The organism is Neisseria sp. P0021.S005, from assembly GCF_051956955.1.
This window is the reverse complement of the sequence record NZ_JBQCWY010000019.1, coordinates 1-18,409: the sequence shown is the minus strand read 5'-3', so window position 1 is coordinate 18,409 and position 18,409 is coordinate 1. Positions and strand designations below refer to the sequence as shown.

Sequence of the window (18,409 nt, the reverse complement as noted above, 5' to 3'; positions counted from 1 at the left end):
TGGCGTTTATGGCAGGCGCAGTCGGCTTTACTGCAGGTTTGTATTACGCCATTACCTATGCTTTGATGGCGGCAGTCAGCTTCGGTGTTTTGATGGTATTGTCCACCAAAGACATTGAATGTGAAAACATCAAAGACCTCGCAGGCCTTAACCAACGCCATGCATGGTTTGCCTTCCTGATGTTGCTGTCTATGTTCTCCATGGCGGGTATTCCGCCGCTGATGGGCTTCTACGCCAAATTCGGCGTGATTATGGCTCTCTTGAAACAAGGCCATGTTTGGTTGTCCGTATTTGCCGTCATCATGTCGCTGATTGGTGCGTTCTACTACCTGCGCGTGGTCAAAGTCATCTACTTCGATGCACCTGATCATGACCAGCCGGTCGGCAGCAACTATGCCGCCAAATTTGTCCTGACGGTCAATGCCTTCCTACTGCTCCTGTGGGGTATCATGCCGCAAACCGTTATCGACTGGTGTGCCAAAGCATTGATAAATACCCTGTAAGCTTCAAACAAAACCAACGGCGGCTGTTCCAAAGCCGCCGTTTTTGTTAGGATTCGCATTCGGATGAAATATACCCAAAGTTCAGACGGCCTCAAGCCTTTGAGCAATCATCAAGCGGGCATCATCAAGATATTGAATATTCCACGGATAATAATGGGCAAGAATGCCCATTTAACATGTTAAAATCACACACAGGCCGTCTGAAAACAGAAAGACCATCATGACCGCATCCATGTACATTCTTTTGTTGTTGGCACTTATCTTTGCCAACGCACCATTTATTACCACCAAATTCTTCGGCATCGTCGCCCTGAAACGCAAACATATCGGCCATCACTTGATCGAATTGCTGGCAGGTTTCCTTCTTACCGCGATCCTCGCCTATATCCTCGAATCGCGAGCTGGTGCCGTACATGCCCAAGATTGGGAGTTTTACGCGACCGTTGTCTGCCTCTACCTGATTTTTGCTTTCCCATGCTTTGTATGGCGTTACTTTTGGAATGAGAGAAATAGAGAGTAGGATTTGAATTAGGAAAAGGCCGTCTGAAAGATTTTCAGACGGCCTTTTTATATCAAGTAAGGATTGTTTTAGGGATGAGCTTTGGAACATTGACCTGGAGTTGCCATATTCAGTTTCATAATGGCAGCTTTGGCAACATCTTCAGAAATTTCAGTTACTGCCGGTATGGGTATTGGCTGTTTCTGGTAACAAGAAACCTTTGTTTTGCAAGTCACCTAAGCAATTAACAACAATATCTTTAGTTACAGAGATAAATGCCTGATCCAGATTACTATGGGGAGTCAGCTCTTTGGGTGTGGAGGTTAAACCAATAGTAGTCACAATAGCGTGATTAAATTCGGAACGGTTTAATTCTTTTTTGCCATCTGAGTAGCTACAGTAGAATTGATAGTAATCCTGAACTGTACTGCCTGCTAATCCGAAAGTCAGACCTGTTTTTATACCGTTACCTACTGCACCACCAATATTGGCGATATTGTTGGCATGGATTTTCAGGCTGTTTTGGGCTTGCGGGTCTACTGTTACAATCTTTGTTCCGTTTAGTGCAATTTTGGCAGCTTTTGTTAGAGCCGGATTTACTTTAGGGAAAGATTTACCATTACGCTCGAACTCTCCCTCTAAACGTATAGGATAAGGTTGATTTGGTACTTTCAAATCACTTTGTTTATATTTTTGATATTCGGTTGAAGTATAGGGATGTGGTACAACACAGGCAGAAAGCGCTAATGCTGAGCATAGGATGAGTAATTTGTTCATAGATATTCTCCAGTTAATTTGCATTTATCTGTTTGTTTTCAGGTGAATTAAATAACGTATTCGAATAAAACCAATTATAACGTAATACAGTTTTTATACAAATTTTGCAAACTAAATGTGAAAATTTGCATGGGAAGGCAGGTTGTTATATTGGATCTACCTTGCGAACTTCATTACTTTAGAGAGAAGGTTTCCGATAGTGATGGTAGATGTCGAGGGCAAGTTAACTTTAATTACCAAGAGTACAACTGTGAGCTTTTGAGTTATTAAGATTAGATTTCGATTGAAAATGATAGGGAGATTTCAGTTTGGGTCAGTTGGTAAATAAATTAAGCCAAAAGGCCGAGTTGATGTAGTTGCTTGAAACAATAAAGGTCGTCTGAAAGATTTTCAGACGGCCTTTATTTTGTTTGATGTTAAATATCGGTTAGAAAACAAGGCTGTTGGGGCGTAAAGCCTTGTCGTGGGGGCGGTTTAACGGTACTATTCTCGGTTAATTCTGTTTTATTCCTATGAAATTGAAAGTATTAAGATGATTAATGATATTCAAAAGACAGCTGAAGGCAAAATGCAGCGTTCTCTGGAAGTATTGAAAGACAATTTGGCTAAAGTACGTACCGGCCGTGCGCATACCGGCCTGCTCGACCAAGTGGAAGTGGAATACTGGGGCAGCATGGTACCTGTGAGCCAAGTGGCGAACGTGACGCTTTTGGATGCGCGTACGATTGGTGTGAAACCTTTCGAGAGCAATATGGCTTCAAAAGTCGAGAAAGCGATCCGTGATTCCAACTTGGGCCTGAACCCTGCTTCTGTCGGCGATTTGATCCGTGTCCCTATGCCTATGCTGACTGAGGAACGCCGTAAAGATTTGATCAAAGTAGTGCGCGGCGAGGCGGAAGAGGGCCGTGTGTCTATCCGCAATGTGCGCCGTGATGCAAACGACCACATCAAAAAATTGTTGAAAGACAAAGAAATTTCTGAAGACGAAGCCCGCCGCGGCGAGGAAGCGGTTCAGAAATTGACCGACAAATACATTGCTGAGGCAGACAAGCTCTTGGCGGCCAAAGAAGAAGATTTGATGGCGATTTAATCCTGTGTGCAAACCGTTCAGACGGCCTTTGGACGGTTTGCTCCCTGAAAGGCAGACATGAAAAGCAGTACGCAGACGATTTTGGAACACTCTGCCATCCCCCGACATATTGCCGTGATTATGGACGGCAACGGACGTTGGGCAAAGAAGCGTTTTCTTCCCCGTGTGATGGGGCATAAGCGCGGCTTGGATGCGCTGGAGAACATGGTGAAGCATTGTGCTGAGCTGGGTGTGCGGTATTTGACCGTGTTTGCTTTTTCGACTGAAAACTGGCGACGCCCCGAGGAAGAGGTTTCTTTTCTGATGGGGCTGTTTTTGCAGGCTTTGCAAAAGCAGGTGCGCCGTTTGCACGATAACAATATGCGCTTGAAAGTCATCGGCAGCCGCGAGCGGTTTAACGCTGAAATCCTGAAGGGGATTGAGGCGGCAGAGGCGTTGACGGCAAACAATACCGGTTTGACTTTGAGCATCGCCGCCGATTATGGCGGCCGCTGGGATATTTTGCAGGCGGCAAATCAGTTGATTGCCGAGGGTGCAACAGAGATTACGGAAGAGGCGTTGTCGCGCTATTTGATGTTGGGCGATGCACCCGAGCCGGATTTGTTTATCCGCACCGGCGGCGAGACGCGCATCAGTAATTTCCTGCTGTGGCAGATGGCGTACGCGGAATTGTATTTTACGGATACGCTGTGGCCTGATTTTAATGAGAAATCGCTGAACGAGGCGATTGCTTCGTTTCAAAAACGGGAACGCCGCTTCGGGCGGACTTCCGAACAGCTGCCGCTTGAGCAGCAACGGGGTTGAGAATTATGTTGAAACAACGGATTTTAACGGCGCTGTGGCTCTTGCCGCTGATGCTGGGTATGCTGTTTTATGCACCTATGTGGCTGTGGGCGGCGTTTTGCGGCCTGATTGCTATGTTGGTTTTGTGGGAATATGCCCGCATGAGCGGCTTGGACAAGCTGAAAATCAATCATTATTTGGCGTCAACGCTGGTGTTCGGCGTGATTGCCTATGCCGGCGGTTGGCAGCTGCCCAATTTGGTTTGGTGTGTCGTATTGGCGTTTTGGCTGATTGTCATGCCTTGGTGGCTGAAAGCGAAATGGAAGCTAAACGGCGGCTGGCAGGCTTACACGGTCGGTTGGTTGTTGGTGATGCCGTTTTGGTTCGCACTGGTTTACCTGCGCCCTCAGCCTGAAGACGCGCTGTCTTTATTGGCGATTATGGGCTTGGTATGGGTGGCCGATATTGGCGCGTATTTCTGCGGCAAGTCGTTTGGTAAGCGCAAAATTGCGCCGACCATCAGCCCGGGTAAAAGCTGGGAAGGTGCAATCGGCGGCGCATTGTGCGTTGCCGTGTACATGACCGTTGTATGGAAAGCCGGTTGGCTGGCTTTTGAAGCCGGGTGGTTCAAAACGATTTTGATCGGCTTGATTCTGACCGTTGTCAGCGTGTGCGGCGATTTGCTGGAAAGCTGGCTCAAACGTGCGGCAGGTATCAAAGACAGCAGCAATCTGCTGCCGGGGCACGGCGGCGTGTTCGACCGTGTGGACAGTCTGATCGCCGTTATCAGCATTTATGCCGCCTTTGTATATTTGTTTTAAACCGTCTGTCTCACATGGTTGGGGGAGCTGATTATGTCCGAACAAAAACAGATTTCATCTTTATCGATCTTGGGCGTATTGTTGGCACTGGGATTGATGGCTGCGGCGTTTATTTTGGGCGTGCAGTTTAAGAATCTGCGCCAACCCGGGACGATTACCGTAAAAGGTTTGGCGGAGAAAAACTTCCAATCCGACAGCGCGACGTGGAATACGGGCGTAAATGCGCACGGCGAGAGCTATCAGGAAGTTTTGGATTTACTGACGGCAAGACGCAAGAAGCTGTCTAAATTTTTGGGTGAGCAAGGCTTTACGGCGGCTGAAATGAAAGTAGGCCTGCCTGAAGTGTCGCGCGTTTTCAATGAAACCCGCGACGAACTGGGCAACGTAACCCGCACGCCCAACGGCTACGATGGCGACCTCAATATTGTGGTCAACACCAAAAAACTGGACAAAATCCAAGCCGCCCAGCGCGCCATTTTGAATTTCCGTGCGCAAAACGAATTCATCCGCTTCGACAATCCGCAATATTTGCTGGGCAATTTAGAAACCATCAAACGTGATTTGATCACGCAGGCGACTGAGGACGCGCAGAAACGCGCGGCCGAATTTGCCAAAACCGGCGGCGGCAAAGTGGGCGCCATGCGTTCTGCTTCGCAAGGTTCGTTCAACATCTATGCCGACACCGGCAGTAGCGAGGACGACGAGTACGGCGGTTCTTACGATAAAAGCACCGTCGGCAAGCAAGTCCGACTGGTTGTTACCATCGAATACGGCATTGAGTAATTCTTTCAGACGGCCTTTTCAGCTGGGAGGCAAAAGGCCGTCTGAAAATTGGAAACGGCAAAGAAATTTATTTCAAACACGATGAATACCGTTTGCACAGCACATAAAGAACACACCATGACACAACAAGTTCTGACCATATTAGGCAGTACCGGCAGCATAGGCGAAAACACTTTAGACGTTGTCTCCCGCCATCCTGAAAAATTCCGCGTGTTCGCGCTGGCAGGGCATAGGCAGGTGGACAAGCTGGCAGCGCAATGCAAACAGTTCCGCCCGGAATATGCCGTTGTCGGCGATGCCGGCCATGCTGCCGAGCTGGAAAAGAAACTCAAACAAGAAAGCATCAGTACGCAGGTTTTATATGGCGCTCAAGCCCTGATTGATGTCGCCTCTGCCGATGAAGTCAGCGGCGTGATGTGTGCCATTGTCGGCGCGGCCGGTTTGCCGTCGGCTTTGGCCGCCGCTAAAAAAGGCAAAACCATTTATCTGGCCAACAAAGAAACGCTGGTGGTTTCCGGCGCATTGTTTATGGAAACCGCCCGCCAAAACGGCGCTACCGTCTTGCCGATTGACAGCGAACACAACGCCATCTTCCAAGTATTGCCAAGGGATTACACAGGCCGTCTGAATGAGCACGGTATCAATTCGATTATTCTGACCGCATCGGGCGGACCATTCCTTAACACCGATTTAAGTACATTTGACAGCATTACGCCCGAGCAGGCGGTCAAGCATCCGAATTGGAGTATGGGGCGAAAAATTTCCGTCGATTCCGCGTCAATGATGAATAAGGGCTTGGAGTTGATTGAGGCGCATTGGCTGTTTAACTGTCCGCCGGAAAAACTGGAAGTCGTCATTCATCCGCAATCCGTGATTCACAGTATGGTGCGTTATCGCGATGGTTCGGTATTGGCGCAGTTGGGTAATCCCGATATGCGTACGCCGATTGCTTATTGTTTGGGCCTGCCCGAACGCATCGATTCCGGCGTGGACGAGCTGGATTTCGGCGCATTGTCCGCGTTGACCTTCCAAAAGCCTGACTTTGACCGTTTCCCATGCCTGAAACTTGCCTATCAGGCCATGAATGCAGGCGGCGCCGCGCCTTGCGTGTTGAACGCTGCCAACGAAGTTGCCGTGGCCGCTTTTTTAGATAAACGCATCAAGTTTACCGATATTGCCAAAGTCGTTGCCCACTGTCTTGCCCAAAATTTTTCAGACGGCCATCATGATATCGAAGGCCTGTTGGCGCAAGACGCGCAAACACGCAGACAGGCAGAAGCCTTTATCGGCAAACAATAAAGCTTCAATGACAGGCCGTCTGAAACGTCAACCGCTTGGCATTTAGGCAGACAAAATGGAACAACTGCCTTTATAATCGGTTTTCAGACGGCCTTATCCGTTGATGATCACATTCCATTCAGGGGATTTTTTTGCAAACCTTTTTAGCCTTTATCGTCGCCATTCTGATTCTGGTCAGCCTGCATGAGTTCGGACACTATATTGTTGCCCGCTGGTGCGGCGTTAAAGTCGTGCGCTTTTCCGTTGGCTTCGGTAAGCCCTTTTTTACCCGAAAACGCGGCGATACCGAGTGGTGTCTTGCCCCGATTCCGCTGGGCGGTTACGTTAAAATGGTCGATACGCGCGAAGGCGAGGTGGCAGAGGCAGATTTGCCGTACGCCTTTGACAAGCAGCATCCGGCCAAGCGCATCGCCATTGTCGCCGCCGGCCCTTTGACCAATTTGATTTTGGCCGTTTTGCTTTACGGTTTGAGCTTTTCCTTCGGCGTGACCGAGTTGCGCCCCTATGTCGGCATGGTCGAGCCTAGCAGTATTGCCGCCAAAGCAGGTTTTCAGGCAGGCGATAAAATTGTATCGGTTAACGGAATCGCCGTTAAAGACTGGAGCGATGCGCAAACCGAGATGGTGTTGAACCTTGAAGCCGGCCCTGTAAAAGTTGCTGTTCAGACGGCCTCAAATACCCAAGCCATCCGCATAATTGATGCCGCCGGCACGCCTGAAGCAGGTAAAGTTGCGAAAAGCCAAGGCAACATCGGCCTTTTGCCTTTTAGAATTACTAACCGCATCGGCAAAGTCTTGGCTGATAGTCCGGCCGAAAAAGCAGGCTTGAAGGAAAACGACAAACTGCTGACCGCCGATGGGAAGCCCATCGAAAGCTGGCAGGCATGGACGGAACTCTTCCGCGCCAGCCCCGGTAAACGAATTGAGCTGACTTACGAGCGTGACGGTAAAATACTGGCGACCGCTATCCGGCCGGACAGCGTCGAGCAGTCGGCAGGCGTGCTGGTGGGTAGAGCAGGGCTTGCCGCCCAGGCGGATAAAGAGTGGGATAAAACCATCCGCTACCGTTATACGCCTTCCGTTGCCCAAGCCTTTGAATTGGGTTGGAACAAAACCGTCAACTATTCGTGGACAACCCTCAAATTTTTCGGAAAACTGGTTACGGGCAATGCCTCTTTGAACCATATTTCCGGCCCCCTGACCATTGCCGATGTCGCCGGACAGTCCGCCAAACTCGGATTGCAGAGCTACCTCGAATTTCTGGCCTTGGTCAGCATCAGCTTAGGCGTGTTGAACCTTTTGCCCGTGCCCGTTTTAGACGGCGGACATCTGGTTTTCTATACCGCCGAATGGATACGCGGAAAGCCTTTGAGCGAGCGCATACAGGCAGTCGGCCTGCGCTTCGGACTGGCAGCCATGCTTTTGATGATGGCTGTGGCTTTCTTTAATGACATCAACCGTTTGTTTGGATAATTTATGAAACTGAACCAGATTGCTTCCGCTTTAATGGTATTGAGCCTGTCTCCGTTGGCATTGGCTGACTTTACCATTCAGGACATCCGCGTCGAAGGCCTGCAACGCACCGAGCCGAGTACCGTCTTCAACTACCTGCCCGTTAAAGTCGGTGATAATTTCAATGATGCGCGCAGTGAAGAAATCATCAAAAAACTCTACGCAACCGGTTTCTTTGACGATGTACGCGTCGAAACCATGGACAATCAAGTCCTGCTGACCGTGATTGAGCGTCCGACCATCAGCTCGCTCAATATTACCGGCGCGAAAATGCTGCAAAACGATGCCATCAAGAAAAACCTTGAAGCATTTGGTTTGGCGCAATCCCAATACTTCAACCAAGCAACGCTGAATCAAGCCGTTGCCGGTTTGAAAGAAGAGTATTTGAGCCGTGGCAAACAGTCTGTCCAAATCACTCCGACCGTAACCAAACTCGCCCGCAACCGCGTGTCTATCGATATTGCCATCGAAGAGGGCAAATCTACCAAGATTACCGATATTTCATTTGAAGGCAACGAAGTTTATTCCGACCGCCGTCTGATGAAACAAATGTCCCTGAGCGAAGGCGGCATGTGGACTTGGATTACCAAGAGCAACCAGTTCAATGAGCAAAAATTTGCTCAGGACATGGAAAAAGTTACCAATTTCTATCAAAACAACGGCTACTTCAACTTCCGCATTTTGGATACCGACATCCAAACCAACGAAGACAAAACCAAGCAGACCATTAAAGTAATCGTCAGCGAAGGCGACCGCTTCCGTTGGGGCAATGTACGCATCGAAGGCGATACGTTGGAAGTGCCGAAAGAAGATTTGGAAAAACTGCTGACCATGAAGCCGGGCAAATGGTATGAGCGCGCGCAAATGTCCAATTCGCTCGAGGCCATCCAAAACCGCATGGGTCAGGCAGGTTACGCATTTAGCGAAATCAATGTCCAACCGATTCCAAATGCCGAAACGCATACCGTTGATTTTGTTCTGACCGTTCAACCGGGCCGCAAAATCTATGTAAACGAAATCAACATTACCGGCAACAACAAAACCCGTGACGAAGTCATCCGCCGCGAGTTGCGTCAAATGGAATCGGCGCCTTACGACTCTGCCAAACTGCAACGTTCTAAAGAGCGCGTTGAGTTGTTGGGCTACTTCGACAACGTTCAATTTGATGCGGTTCCTGTGGCCAATACGCCCGACCAAGTTGACCTGAACATGAGCCTGACCGAACGTTCTACCGGATCGCTCGACTTGAGCGCAGGTTGGGTTCAGGATACCGGTTTGGTGATGTCTGCCGGTGTGGCTCAAGACAACCTGTTCGGTACGGGTAAATCCGTTGCACTGCGCGCTTCCCGCAGTAAAACCACAGTAAACGGCTCGTTGTCGTTTACCGACCCATACTTCACACCTGACGGCGTAAGCTTGGGCTACGACCTTTATGGTAAGACTTACGACCCGCGTAAAGCTTCTTCCAGCGCGAAACAATATAAAACCACAACTTTCGGCGGCGGTTTGCGTATCGGTATTCCGGTTACCGAATATGACCGTGTGAACTTCGGTTTGGCCGCAGAGCGTCTGACCGTGAATACCTACAAAGGCGCGCCTAAACGCTATGCCGACTTTATCAATCAATACGGTAAGGGCGACGGTAGCGGCGTGGGTAGCTTCAAAGGCTGGTTGTACAAAGGTACCATCGGCTGGGGTCGCAACAAAACCGACAATGCCTTGTGGCCGACCCGCGGTTACCTGACCGGCGTGAACGGCGAAATCGCTTTGCCGGGCAGCGACCTGCAATACTACACCCTGACCCACAACCAAACCTGGTTCTTCCCATTGAGCAAAGATTTCACGCTGATGCTGGGTGGCGAAGTCGGTTATGGCAACGGCTACGGTAAAACCAAAACCATGCCGTTCTTTGAAAACTTCTACGGTGGCGGCTTAGGTTCTGTCCGCGGCTTTGAAAGCGGTACGCTGGGCCCGAAAGTCTATGACGAATACGGCGAGAAAATCAGCTACGGCGGTAACAAAAAAGCCAACGTTTCCGCAGAGTTGCTCTTCCCGATGCCGGGCATTAAAGACTCTCGTACCGTCCGTCTGAGCCTGTTTGCCGATGCTGGCAGCGTGTGGGATGACAAAACCTACAACGACAGCAGCAGCAATTCTTATTACACCAATGGCGCGCTCCAAAACGTGTATGGCGTAGGCACAACGCACAAATCGACATTCAAAAACGAATTGCGTTACTCTGCCGGTGCTGCCGTGACCTGGCTCTCTCCGCTGGGTCCGATGAAGTTCAGTTATGCTTATCCGATTAAGAAAAAAGAAGGCGACGAAATCCAACGCTTCCAATTTCAACTCGGTACGACATTCTGATGATGTTTAGGCCGTCTGAAACCGGGTTTGTCCGTTTCAGACGGCCTCATGGCAGATTGGCGGCAAGCTTATTGCAAACCGCCCGTTTGTTTTCAAGCAAGGATTTTTATCATGAGTAAAATAGCCGACACCCTCCGTGTCCTCGCCGTAGCCCTGCCGGGTTTCGTGCTGTTGCCGCAAGCGGCGGCGGATGGCGTGCAGAAAATCGGTTTTATCAATACCGAGCGCGTTTATCAGGAATCCAAGCAGGCGCAAAGCATTCAGATGACTTTGGAAAAAGAGTTCAAAAGCCGTCAAACCGCCTTGCAAAAGCTGCAGCAGGAAGGCGAGACTTTGGAGCAAAAACTGAGTAGCGACAAACTCAGCGACAGCCAAAGGGAAGCGGAGACCCAAAAATGGCGCAATCTGGTACAAAAATTCCGCAAACAGCAGACCGAGTTGGCTGAAGACTACAACTTGCGCCGCAATGAAGAATTCGCCGCGCTCCAGCAAAATGCCAACCGCGTTATCGTCGATTTAGCCAAACGCGAAGGTTATGACTTCATCTTGCAGGACGTGATTTACGTCAACGGCCGCTACGACATTACCGACAGCGTTATTAAAGCCCTAAATGCTCACTGACCCTGCTCGGCAGCGAATGTAACCATACAGACAAACCTAAGGCCGTCTGAAACCCAAACCGGCATCTTTCAGACGGCCTGACATCTTGACGGCAGATTATCATGACTTCACAAGCATACACCCTGTCCCAAATCGTTTCCCAACTCGGCGGCGAATGGAAAGGCGAAGACATCGCCATTACCGCCGTCCGCCCGTTGGACCAGGCTCAGGCGGAACACATCAGCTTTTTGGCCAATCCGAAATACAAAGCCGAAGTACACGACAGCCAGGCAGGCGCAGTGATTGTGTCGCCGAAAGCCGCAGACGAATTTGCAGGCCGCAACCTGATTGTGGCTGCCGACCCTTATCTTTATTTTGCCAAAGTGGCACGATTGTTCTCGCCGATTGTCAAAGCACAGGGCGGCGTACATCCGACTGCCGTTGTCGAGGCAAGCGCCAAAGTACCGGCAAGCTGCGAAATCGGCGCGAATGCCTATATCGGCGTGAATTCCGTATTAGGCGAAGGCTGCCGTATTTTGGCCAATGCCGTTGTCCAACACGATTGCACGTTGGGCGATGAAGTCGTGCTGCATTCCAACGCCGTCATCTATTACGGCTGCACTTTGGGCAACCGTGTCGAAATTCACAGCGGCGCAGTCATCGGTGCAGACGGTTTCGGCTTGGCCTTTGCCGGCGATTCATGGTTTAAAATTCCGCAAACCGGCGCAGTCACGCTGGGCGATGATGTGGAAATCGGTTCGAACACCAATATCGACCGCGGCGCAATGAGCGACACGACCGTCGGCAACGGCACCAAAATCGACAACCAAGTCCAAATCGGCCACAACTGCAAAATCGGTTCGCACACCGTTATCGCCGCCAAGACCGGTATTTCCGGCAGCGTCACCATCGGCAATTATTGCATTATCGGCGGCGGCGTCGGCACGGTCGGACACATCGAAATCGCCGATAAAACCACCATCGGCGGCGGTACATCCGTTACCCACAGCATTACCGAAAGCGGCCAGCATCTGGCCGGTATTTTCCCGATGTCGGGCTACAAAGACTGGGCACGCAATGCCGTTTATATCCACCGTTTGAGCGAAATGAACAAACGCCTCAAAACGCTGGAAAAACAGCTTGCCGACAGCGACGAAGCCTAAAGGCGGCGCAAACAGTCCGCGCCCCGCATCCGAATACGTTTAAACCCAATACAAACAAGGAAAGACGAACATCATGGACGTACAACTCCCGATCGAAGCCAAAGACATTCAAAAACTTATCCCACACCGTTATCCGTTTTTGCAACTCGACCGCATTACTGCGTTCGAACCGATGAAAACCCTGACTGCGATTAAAAACGTCACCATGAACGAGCCGCAGTTCCAAGGCCACTTTCCTGACCTGCCCGTGATGCCCGGCGTGCTGATCATCGAAGCCATGGCGCAAGCGTGCGGCACACTCGCCATCCTCAGCGAAGGAGGCCGCAAAGAAAACGAATTCTTCTTCTTCGCCGGTATCGACGACGCCCGTTTCAAACGCCAAGTCATCCCCGGCGACCAACTGGTTTTTGAAGTCGAGCTGTTGACCAACAAACGCGGTATCGGCAAATTCAACGCCGTTGCCAAAGTCGACGGCCAAGTTGCCGTTGAAGCCGTGATTATGTGCGCCAAACGCGTGGTGTAAAAATGGGACAGGCCGTCTAAACGTTCAGACGGCAACCTGTATCAGACAGCAAGGAGACAGTATGACCCTTATCCATCCGACCGCCGTCATCGACCCTAAAGCCGAACTCGACTCCAGCGTTAAAGTCGGCCCATACAGCATCATCGGCCCCAATGTGCAAATCGGTGCGAATACCGAAATCGGTCCGCACGTCGTCATCAACGGCCATACGACCATCGGTGAGAACAACCGCATTTTCCAATTTGCCAGCCTCGGCGAGATTCCGCAGGACAAAAAATACCGCGACGAGCCGACCAAGCTGATTATCGGCAACGGCAACACCATCCGCGAATTTACGACGTTCAACCTCGGCACGGTCACCGGCATCGGCGAAACCCGTATCGGCGACGACAACTGGATTATGGCCTACTGCCACCTCGCCCATGACTGCGTGGTCGGCAACCATACCATCTTCGCCAACAACGCCTCACTCGCAGGTCACGTTACCATCGGCGACTACGTCGTCTTGGGTGGCTACACGCTGGTGTTCCAATTCTGCCAAATCGGTGACTACGCCATGACCGCGTTTGCCGCCGGCGTACACAAAGACGTACCGCCGTACTTCATGGCTGCAGGCTACCGCGCCGAACCGGCCGGCCTCAACAGCGAAGGTATGCGCCGCAACGGTTTCACCGCCGAACAGATTGCCTCCGTCAAAGATGCGTATAAAACCATTTACCATCGCGGCATTCCGTTTGAAGAAGCCAAGGCAGAGATTCTGAAACGCGCAGAAACCCAAAGCGAATTGGCGGTATTTAAAGACTTTTTTGCACAATCCACACGCGGCATTATCCGTTGATGGATGGATTGAAGGCCGTCTGAAACTTTTTCAGACGGCCTTTGGATTGCAAAAATCCGTGCAGGGGCAGGTTTCCTGTCTGTTTGCTGCCGATGCCGTCTGAAAACAGGCGGGCAAATGTCTGCCCCAAAATCTTTTAGCTTTTAAACCTCAACACATGAATTCCAATTCCTCCCCCCTTATCGCCATCAGCGTCGGCGAAGCCTCCGGCGACTTGCTCGGTGCACATTTAATCCGTGCCATTAAGGCGCGTTGTCCGAATGCGCGGTTTACCGGCATCGGCGGCGAGCGCATGAAGGCGGAGGGTTTTGAGAGTTTGTACGATCAGGAAAAGCTGGCGGTGCGCGGTTTTGTTGAGGTCATCAAACGCCTGCCGCAGATTTTGAAAATCCGCAAAGGGCTGGTGAGCGATTTAATCCGCCTCAAGCCGGATGTGTTTATCGGCATCGATGCGCCGGACTTCAATCTCGGCGTGGCGGAAAAACTTAAGCAGGCAGGCATTCATACCATTCATTATGTCAGCCCGTCGGTTTGGGCGTGGCGGCGCGAACGGGTCAATAAAATCGTGCATCAGGTCAACCGCGTGTTGTGCCTGTTTCCGATGGAGCCGCAGCTTTATATCGATGCCGGAGGCAAGGCCGAGTTTGTCGGCCATCCGATGGCGCAAACCATGCCGGTGGAAGCGGATAGGGCGGCGGCACGGCAGAAGCTGGGCGTGCCTGCGGACGTGCCCGTGTTTGCCATCTTGCCCGGCAGCCGCGTGAGCGAAATCGATTACATGGCGGCGGTGTTTTTTCAGACGGCCTTATTGCTGCTGAAACGTTATCCGAAGGCACAGTTTTTGCTGCCTGTGGCGACGGCCGCAACGCGCAAACGCATTAGTGAAATTTTGGCGCAGCCTGAGTTCGCAGCCCTTCCCATCACGCTGACCGACAAGCAGTCGGATACGGTTTGCGCCGCTGCCGACGTGGTATTGGTCACCAGTGGTACGGCGACTTTGGAAGTGGCCTTGTGCAAGCGGCCTATGGTTATCAGCTACAAAATTTCGCCGCTAACTTATGCGTATGTGAAAAACAAAATCAAAGTGCCGCATGTCGGTTTGCCCAATATTCTGTTGGGTAAAGCCGCCGTTCCCGAGCTGCTGCAACACGATGCCGTCCCTGAAAAACTGGCACAGGCCGTGGCAGACTGGTATGACCGCCCTGAAGCCGTGGCCGCGTTGGAACAGGATTTTCACGCCTTGCATCTGCTGTTGAAAAAAGATACGGCGGCATTGGCTGCGGCGGCAGTATTGGAAGAAGCCGGATTTTCAGACGGCCTGAAAGACAAGTAAGGAAAATACATGAATTTATTGGGAGCATTGGCCAAGGTTGGCAGCCTGACGATGGTGTCGCGCATTTTAGGCTTTGTGCGCGATACGATTATCGCCCGTGCGTTTGGTGCAGGCATGGCGACGGATGCGTTTTTTGTCGCGTTTAAACTGCCCAACCTGCTGCGGCGAGTGTTTGCAGAGGGCGCATTTGCCCAAGCCTTCGTACCGATTTTGGCGGAATACAAAGAAACCCGCTCGCCCGAAGCCACGCAGGCGTTTGTGCGTCATGTGGCCGGCATGCTGTCGTTTGTGCTGGTCATCGTTACTGCGCTGGGCATACTTGCCGCGCCGTGGGTGATTTATGTTTCTGCGCCCGGTTTTGCCAAAGAAGCCGATAAGTTTCAGCTCTCCATCGACTTGCTGCGGGTGACGTTTCCTTATATTTTTTTGATTTCTTTGTCGTCTTTTGTCGGCTCAATACTCAATTCCTATCATAAATTCGGCATTCCCGCCTTTACGCCGACTTTTTTGAACATCTCCTTTATCGTCTTTTCCCTGTTCTTCGTGCCGTATTTTGATCCGCCTGTTATGGCTTTGGCGTGGGCGGTATTTGTCGGCGGCGTGTTGCAGCTGGTGTTCCAACTGCCTTGGTTGGCGAAACTGGGTTTCTTGAAAATGCCCAAACTCAGCTTTAAAGACGCAGCGGTCAACCGCGTAATGAAACAGATGGCGCCGGCTATTTTGGGCGTGAGCGTGGCGCAGATTTCCTTGGTTATCAACACCATTTTTGCCTCGTTTTTGCAGTCCGGCAGCGTGTCATGGATGTATTACGCCGACCGACTGATGGAATTGCCAACCGGTGTTTTGGGCGTGGCACTCGGTACAATCTTATTGCCTACCTTGTCCAAACACGCTGCCAGTCAGGATACCGAGCAATTTTCCGGTCTGCTCGACTGGGGTTTGCGCCTGTGCATGCTGCTGACCCTACCTGCCGCCGTCGGCCTTGCCGTGTTGTCTTTCCCGTTGGTTACGACCTTGTTCATGTACCGTGAATTTACGCTGCACGACGCGCAAATGACCCAACACGCGCTCATTGCTTATTCCTTTGGCTTGATCGGGCTGATTATGATTAAAGTATTGGCACCCGGCTTCTACGCGCGCCAAAACATCAAAACCCCCGTTAAGGTCGCTATTTTCACGCTGATTTGCACACAGTTGATGAACCTCGCTTTCATTTCGCCGCTCAAACACGTCGGTCTGTCCCTTGCTATCGGTTTGGGCGCGTGTCTGAATGCAGGTTTGCTGTTTTTCCTTTTGCGCAAACACGGCATCTACCGCCCCGGTAAATGTTGGGCAGCGTTTTTGGTTAAAATGGTCATCTCTTTGGTCGTCATGGGCGGCGGTTTGTGGCTGGCGCAATATTATCTGCCGTTTGAATGGGTACACGTCGGCGGCTTTAAAAAAGCAGGCCAACTCTGCGTCCTGATTGCCTTGGGCGGCGGCCTCTACTTCGTTTCCCTCGTCGCGCTCGGCTTCCGTCCGCACCATTTCCGCAGGGTGGAAAAATAAGCGGCCGTAGTGCGTATTGCTTTGGCTTAAAGGCTATTCACTAAAAAGGCCGTCTGAAACATTTTCAGACGGCCTTTTCTTGCTTTACGTTTTAACTGTAAAGCTTCGCTCCTTTTTTGACGAACTCAATCGCTTTTTCTTCCATGCCCTGCCGTTGGGCTTTTTGCTTGTCGGCGTAGTCGCGCACTTCCTGCGTGATTTTCATCGAGCAGAATTTGGGACCGCACATTGAGCAGAAGTGGGCGATTTTCGCGCCTTCGGCAGGCAGGGTTTCGTCGTGGAAGCTCTCGGCGCGTTCGGGGTCGAGGCTGAGGCGGAATTGGTCGCGCCAGCGGAACTCGAAACGCGCTTTGCTTAAGGCGTTGTCGCGCAACTGTGCGCCCGGCCAGCCTTTGGCGAGGTCGGCGGCATGGGCGGCGAGCTTGTAGGTGATGATGCCGGTGCGCACGTCTTCTTTGTCGGGCAGGCCGAGATGCTCTTTCGGGGTAACGTAGCAGAGCATGGCTGTGCCGTACCAGCCGATATTGGTCGCGCCTATGCCCGAGGTGATGTGGTCGTAGCCGGGGGCGATGTCGGTAACGAGCGGGCCGAGTGTGTAGAAAGGCGCTTCAAAGCAGTGTTGCAACTCTTCGGTCATGTTTTCTTTCACGCGTTGCAACGGTACATGGCCCGGGCCTTCGATCATGACTTGTACGTCGTGTTTCCACGCTTTGGCAGTCAATTCGCCCAAAGTGTGCAGCTCGGCGAATTGGGATTCGTCGTTGGCATCGGCAATGCAGCCGGGGCGCAGACCGTCGCCGAGGCTGAATGATACGTCGTAGGCTTTCATGATTTCGCAGATTTCGTCGAAATGTGTGTAGAGGAAGTTTTCCTGATGATGGGCGAGGCACCATTTCGCCATGATAGAGCCGCCGCGCGATACGATGCCTGTGAGGCGATCGGCCGTCATTGGCACATAGCGTAGCAATACGCCTGCGTGCAGGGTGAAATAGTCCACGCCTTGTTCTGCCTGCTCGATTAAGGTGTCGCGCACCAAATCCCAAGTCAGGTCTTCGGCGATGCCGCCGGTTTTTTCCAAAGCTTGGTAAATAGGCACAGTACCGATGGGGACGGGCGCGTTGCGGATAATCCATTCGCGTGTTTCGTGGATATGTGCGCCGGTAGACAAATCCATAATCGTGTCCGCGCCCCAACGCAGCGACCACACCATTTTTTCGACTTCTTCGGTCAGGCTGGAGGTTACGGCGGAGTTGCCCAAGTTGCCGTTGATTTTGACGCGGAAGTTGCGGCCGATAATCATCGGTTCGAGTTCGGGATGGTTGATGTTGGCAGGGATGATCGCGCGTCCGGCGGCGATTTCTTGACACACGAATTCGGGCGTGATTTGGTCGGGATGGGTCGGGATATTCGCGCCGAAACTTTGCCCTGCGTGTTGTTTCAAGAGCTTGGCGTATTCAGGCCGTCTGAAAAGCTCGTCCAGCTTCATGCGTTCGCGTATGGCGACAAACTCCATTTCCGGCGTAATGATGCCTTGGCGGGCGTAGTGAAGCTGGGTTACGTTGCGGCCTGCTTTGGCGCGGCGCGGGTGGGTAATTTGGTTGAAACGCAGATGGGCGGTTTTCGGATCGTGCGCGCGTTCAGTGCCGTATTCGCTGGAAAGCTTGGGCAGGATTTCGGTATCGCCGCGTTCGTCCAGCCATGCAGTGCGGACGTGCGGCAAACCTTGTTTCAAGTCGATGTGTGCCGCCGGATCGCCGTATGCGCCGCTGGTGTCGTACACCGGAATCGGTGGATTGGTTTCCGTACCTTGTGCTGTGTAGGTGTCGTCTTGACGGATTTCGCGTAAAGGCACGCGGATGTCGGCGCGGCTGCCCGGGATATAGACGCGGTTGGAATTGGGATATTGGAAGCGGATGCCGATGTCTTCGCTCAAGTCGGAAAGACGGCGCGCCTCATCGCCGGTTTTTTTAG

The 18,409-nt window shown here is 51.7% G+C and carries 18 protein-coding genes; 15 read left to right on the top strand and 3 right to left on the bottom strand.

Annotation, left to right across the window (positions count from 1 at the left end):
• The coding region (locus tag ACTHUE_RS02530) for an NADH-quinone oxidoreductase subunit N (RefSeq protein WP_440402838.1) at positions 1 to 503 on the top strand (503 nt) is incomplete at its 5' end.
• Between the two features lie 220 nt (positions 504 to 723).
• Positions 724 to 1,023, top strand: coding sequence for a DUF2818 family protein (locus ACTHUE_RS02525; protein ID WP_039861891.1), 300 nt, complete (start codon positions 724 to 726; stop codon positions 1,021 to 1,023).
• 150 nt (positions 1,024 to 1,173) lie between these two features.
• Here ACTHUE_RS02525 and ACTHUE_RS02520 read toward each other — a convergent pair whose 3' ends face one another.
• Entirely contained in the window at positions 1,174 to 1,779 is a 606-nt protein-coding gene (locus tag ACTHUE_RS02520; RefSeq protein ID WP_224783379.1) for a hypothetical protein, read from the bottom strand.
• Positions 1,780 to 2,311: 532 nt separating this feature from the next.
• Between ACTHUE_RS02520 and frr the strand changes: the two genes are divergently transcribed.
• The 11 genes from frr to lpxA all read left to right on the top strand — a co-directional run bounded on the left by frr (position 2,312) and on the right by lpxA (position 13,557).
• Positions 2,312 to 2,869: a ribosome recycling factor gene (frr, locus tag ACTHUE_RS02515; protein ID WP_049332978.1), complete on the top strand. Its 558-nt coding sequence runs from the start codon at positions 2,312 to 2,314 to the stop codon at positions 2,867 to 2,869.
• Positions 2,870 to 2,926: 57 nt separating this feature from the next.
• Positions 2,927 to 3,673, top strand: coding sequence for an isoprenyl transferase (locus ACTHUE_RS02510; RefSeq protein WP_036492295.1), 747 nt, complete (start codon positions 2,927 to 2,929; stop codon positions 3,671 to 3,673).
• A 5-nt stretch (positions 3,674 to 3,678) separates the two neighbouring features.
• Positions 3,679 to 4,473, top strand: coding sequence for a phosphatidate cytidylyltransferase (locus ACTHUE_RS02505; RefSeq protein ID WP_440361249.1), 795 nt, complete (start codon positions 3,679 to 3,681; stop codon positions 4,471 to 4,473).
• A 33-nt stretch (positions 4,474 to 4,506) separates the two neighbouring features.
• A complete protein-coding gene (locus ACTHUE_RS02500) occupies positions 4,507 to 5,256 on the top strand; it encodes an SIMPL domain-containing protein (RefSeq protein WP_003747899.1) in 750 nt (249 codons plus the stop codon).
• A 117-nt stretch (positions 5,257 to 5,373) separates the two neighbouring features.
• Positions 5,374 to 6,555 (top strand): 1-deoxy-D-xylulose-5-phosphate reductoisomerase, encoded by a 1,182-nt coding sequence (gene ispC / locus ACTHUE_RS02495; RefSeq protein ID WP_440361250.1) that lies wholly within the window; start codon positions 5,374 to 5,376, stop codon positions 6,553 to 6,555.
• 131 nt (positions 6,556 to 6,686) lie between these two features.
• Positions 6,687 to 8,027: an RIP metalloprotease RseP gene (rseP, locus tag ACTHUE_RS02490; protein WP_296184567.1), complete on the top strand. Its 1,341-nt coding sequence runs from the start codon at positions 6,687 to 6,689 to the stop codon at positions 8,025 to 8,027.
• A gap of 3 nt (positions 8,028 to 8,030) precedes the next feature.
• A complete protein-coding gene (gene bamA / locus ACTHUE_RS02485; protein WP_440361251.1) occupies positions 8,031 to 10,433 on the top strand; it encodes an outer membrane protein assembly factor BamA in 2,403 nt (800 codons plus the stop codon).
• 111 nt (positions 10,434 to 10,544) lie between these two features.
• Positions 10,545 to 11,054, top strand: a complete 510-nt coding sequence (locus tag ACTHUE_RS02480) for an OmpH family outer membrane protein (protein ID WP_440361252.1) — start codon at positions 10,545 to 10,547, stop codon at positions 11,052 to 11,054.
• A gap of 101 nt (positions 11,055 to 11,155) precedes the next feature.
• Positions 11,156 to 12,196 carry a UDP-3-O-(3-hydroxymyristoyl)glucosamine N-acyltransferase gene (gene lpxD / locus ACTHUE_RS02475; RefSeq protein WP_440361253.1) on the top strand — a complete coding sequence of 347 codons (1,041 nt, stop codon included), beginning with the start codon at positions 11,156 to 11,158 and terminating at the stop codon, positions 12,194 to 12,196.
• Between the two features lie 73 nt (positions 12,197 to 12,269).
• Positions 12,270 to 12,719, top strand: a complete 450-nt coding sequence (gene fabZ / locus ACTHUE_RS02470) for a 3-hydroxyacyl-ACP dehydratase FabZ (RefSeq protein ID WP_003681704.1) — start codon at positions 12,270 to 12,272, stop codon at positions 12,717 to 12,719.
• Positions 12,720 to 12,780: 61 nt separating this feature from the next.
• Positions 12,781 to 13,557 carry an acyl-ACP--UDP-N-acetylglucosamine O-acyltransferase gene (gene lpxA / locus ACTHUE_RS02465; RefSeq protein WP_070606394.1) on the top strand — a complete coding sequence of 259 codons (777 nt, stop codon included), beginning with the start codon at positions 12,781 to 12,783 and terminating at the stop codon, positions 13,555 to 13,557.
• Here the strand turns inward: lpxA and ACTHUE_RS02460 are convergent.
• Complete coding sequence (locus ACTHUE_RS02460) at positions 13,547 to 13,687, bottom strand: hypothetical protein (protein ID WP_440361254.1); 141 nt, start codon at positions 13,685 to 13,687, stop codon at positions 13,547 to 13,549. The genes lpxA and ACTHUE_RS02460 overlap by 11 nt on opposite strands.
• A gap of 27 nt (positions 13,688 to 13,714) precedes the next feature.
• Here ACTHUE_RS02460 and lpxB point away from each other — a divergent pair, with 27 nt between their 5' ends.
• Positions 13,715 to 14,890 (top strand): lipid-A-disaccharide synthase, encoded by a 1,176-nt coding sequence (gene lpxB / locus ACTHUE_RS02455; RefSeq protein WP_440361255.1) that lies wholly within the window; start codon positions 13,715 to 13,717, stop codon positions 14,888 to 14,890.
• A gap of 9 nt (positions 14,891 to 14,899) precedes the next feature.
• A complete protein-coding gene (murJ, locus tag ACTHUE_RS02450) occupies positions 14,900 to 16,438 on the top strand; it encodes a murein biosynthesis integral membrane protein MurJ (RefSeq protein WP_004519114.1) in 1,539 nt (512 codons plus the stop codon).
• A gap of 91 nt (positions 16,439 to 16,529) precedes the next feature.
• On the opposite strand, the gene thiC is transcribed toward murJ, so the two are convergent.
• Positions 16,530 to 18,409 (bottom strand): phosphomethylpyrimidine synthase ThiC (thiC, locus tag ACTHUE_RS02445; RefSeq protein ID WP_440423018.1); only part of this gene is annotated, 1,880 nt, incomplete at its 5' end.

Excerpts from the sequence above, each read along its gene's own strand:
- ACTHUE_RS02525 (WP_039861891.1), top strand. The coding sequence starts at position 724 with ATGACCGCATCCATGTACATTCTTTTGTTGTTGGCACTTATCTTTGCC.
- ACTHUE_RS02520 (WP_224783379.1), bottom strand. The coding sequence starts at position 1,779 with ATGAACAAATTACTCATCCTATGCTCAGCATTAGCGCTTTCTGCCTGT.
- frr (WP_049332978.1), top strand. The coding sequence starts at position 2,312 with ATGATTAATGATATTCAAAAGACAGCTGAAGGCAAAATGCAGCGTTCT.
- ACTHUE_RS02510 (WP_036492295.1), top strand. The coding sequence starts at position 2,927 with ATGAAAAGCAGTACGCAGACGATTTTGGAACACTCTGCCATCCCCCGA.
- ACTHUE_RS02505 (WP_440361249.1), top strand. The coding sequence starts at position 3,679 with ATGTTGAAACAACGGATTTTAACGGCGCTGTGGCTCTTGCCGCTGATG.
- ACTHUE_RS02500 (WP_003747899.1), top strand. The coding sequence starts at position 4,507 with ATGTCCGAACAAAAACAGATTTCATCTTTATCGATCTTGGGCGTATTG.
- ispC (WP_440361250.1), top strand. The coding sequence starts at position 5,374 with ATGACACAACAAGTTCTGACCATATTAGGCAGTACCGGCAGCATAGGC.
- bamA (WP_440361251.1), top strand. The coding sequence starts at position 8,031 with ATGAAACTGAACCAGATTGCTTCCGCTTTAATGGTATTGAGCCTGTCT.
- ACTHUE_RS02480 (WP_440361252.1), top strand. The coding sequence starts at position 10,545 with ATGAGTAAAATAGCCGACACCCTCCGTGTCCTCGCCGTAGCCCTGCCG.
- lpxD (WP_440361253.1), top strand. The coding sequence starts at position 11,156 with ATGACTTCACAAGCATACACCCTGTCCCAAATCGTTTCCCAACTCGGC.
- fabZ (WP_003681704.1), top strand. The coding sequence starts at position 12,270 with ATGGACGTACAACTCCCGATCGAAGCCAAAGACATTCAAAAACTTATC.
- lpxA (WP_070606394.1), top strand. The coding sequence starts at position 12,781 with ATGACCCTTATCCATCCGACCGCCGTCATCGACCCTAAAGCCGAACTC.
- lpxB (WP_440361255.1), top strand. The coding sequence starts at position 13,715 with ATGAATTCCAATTCCTCCCCCCTTATCGCCATCAGCGTCGGCGAAGCC.
- murJ (WP_004519114.1), top strand. The coding sequence starts at position 14,900 with ATGAATTTATTGGGAGCATTGGCCAAGGTTGGCAGCCTGACGATGGTG.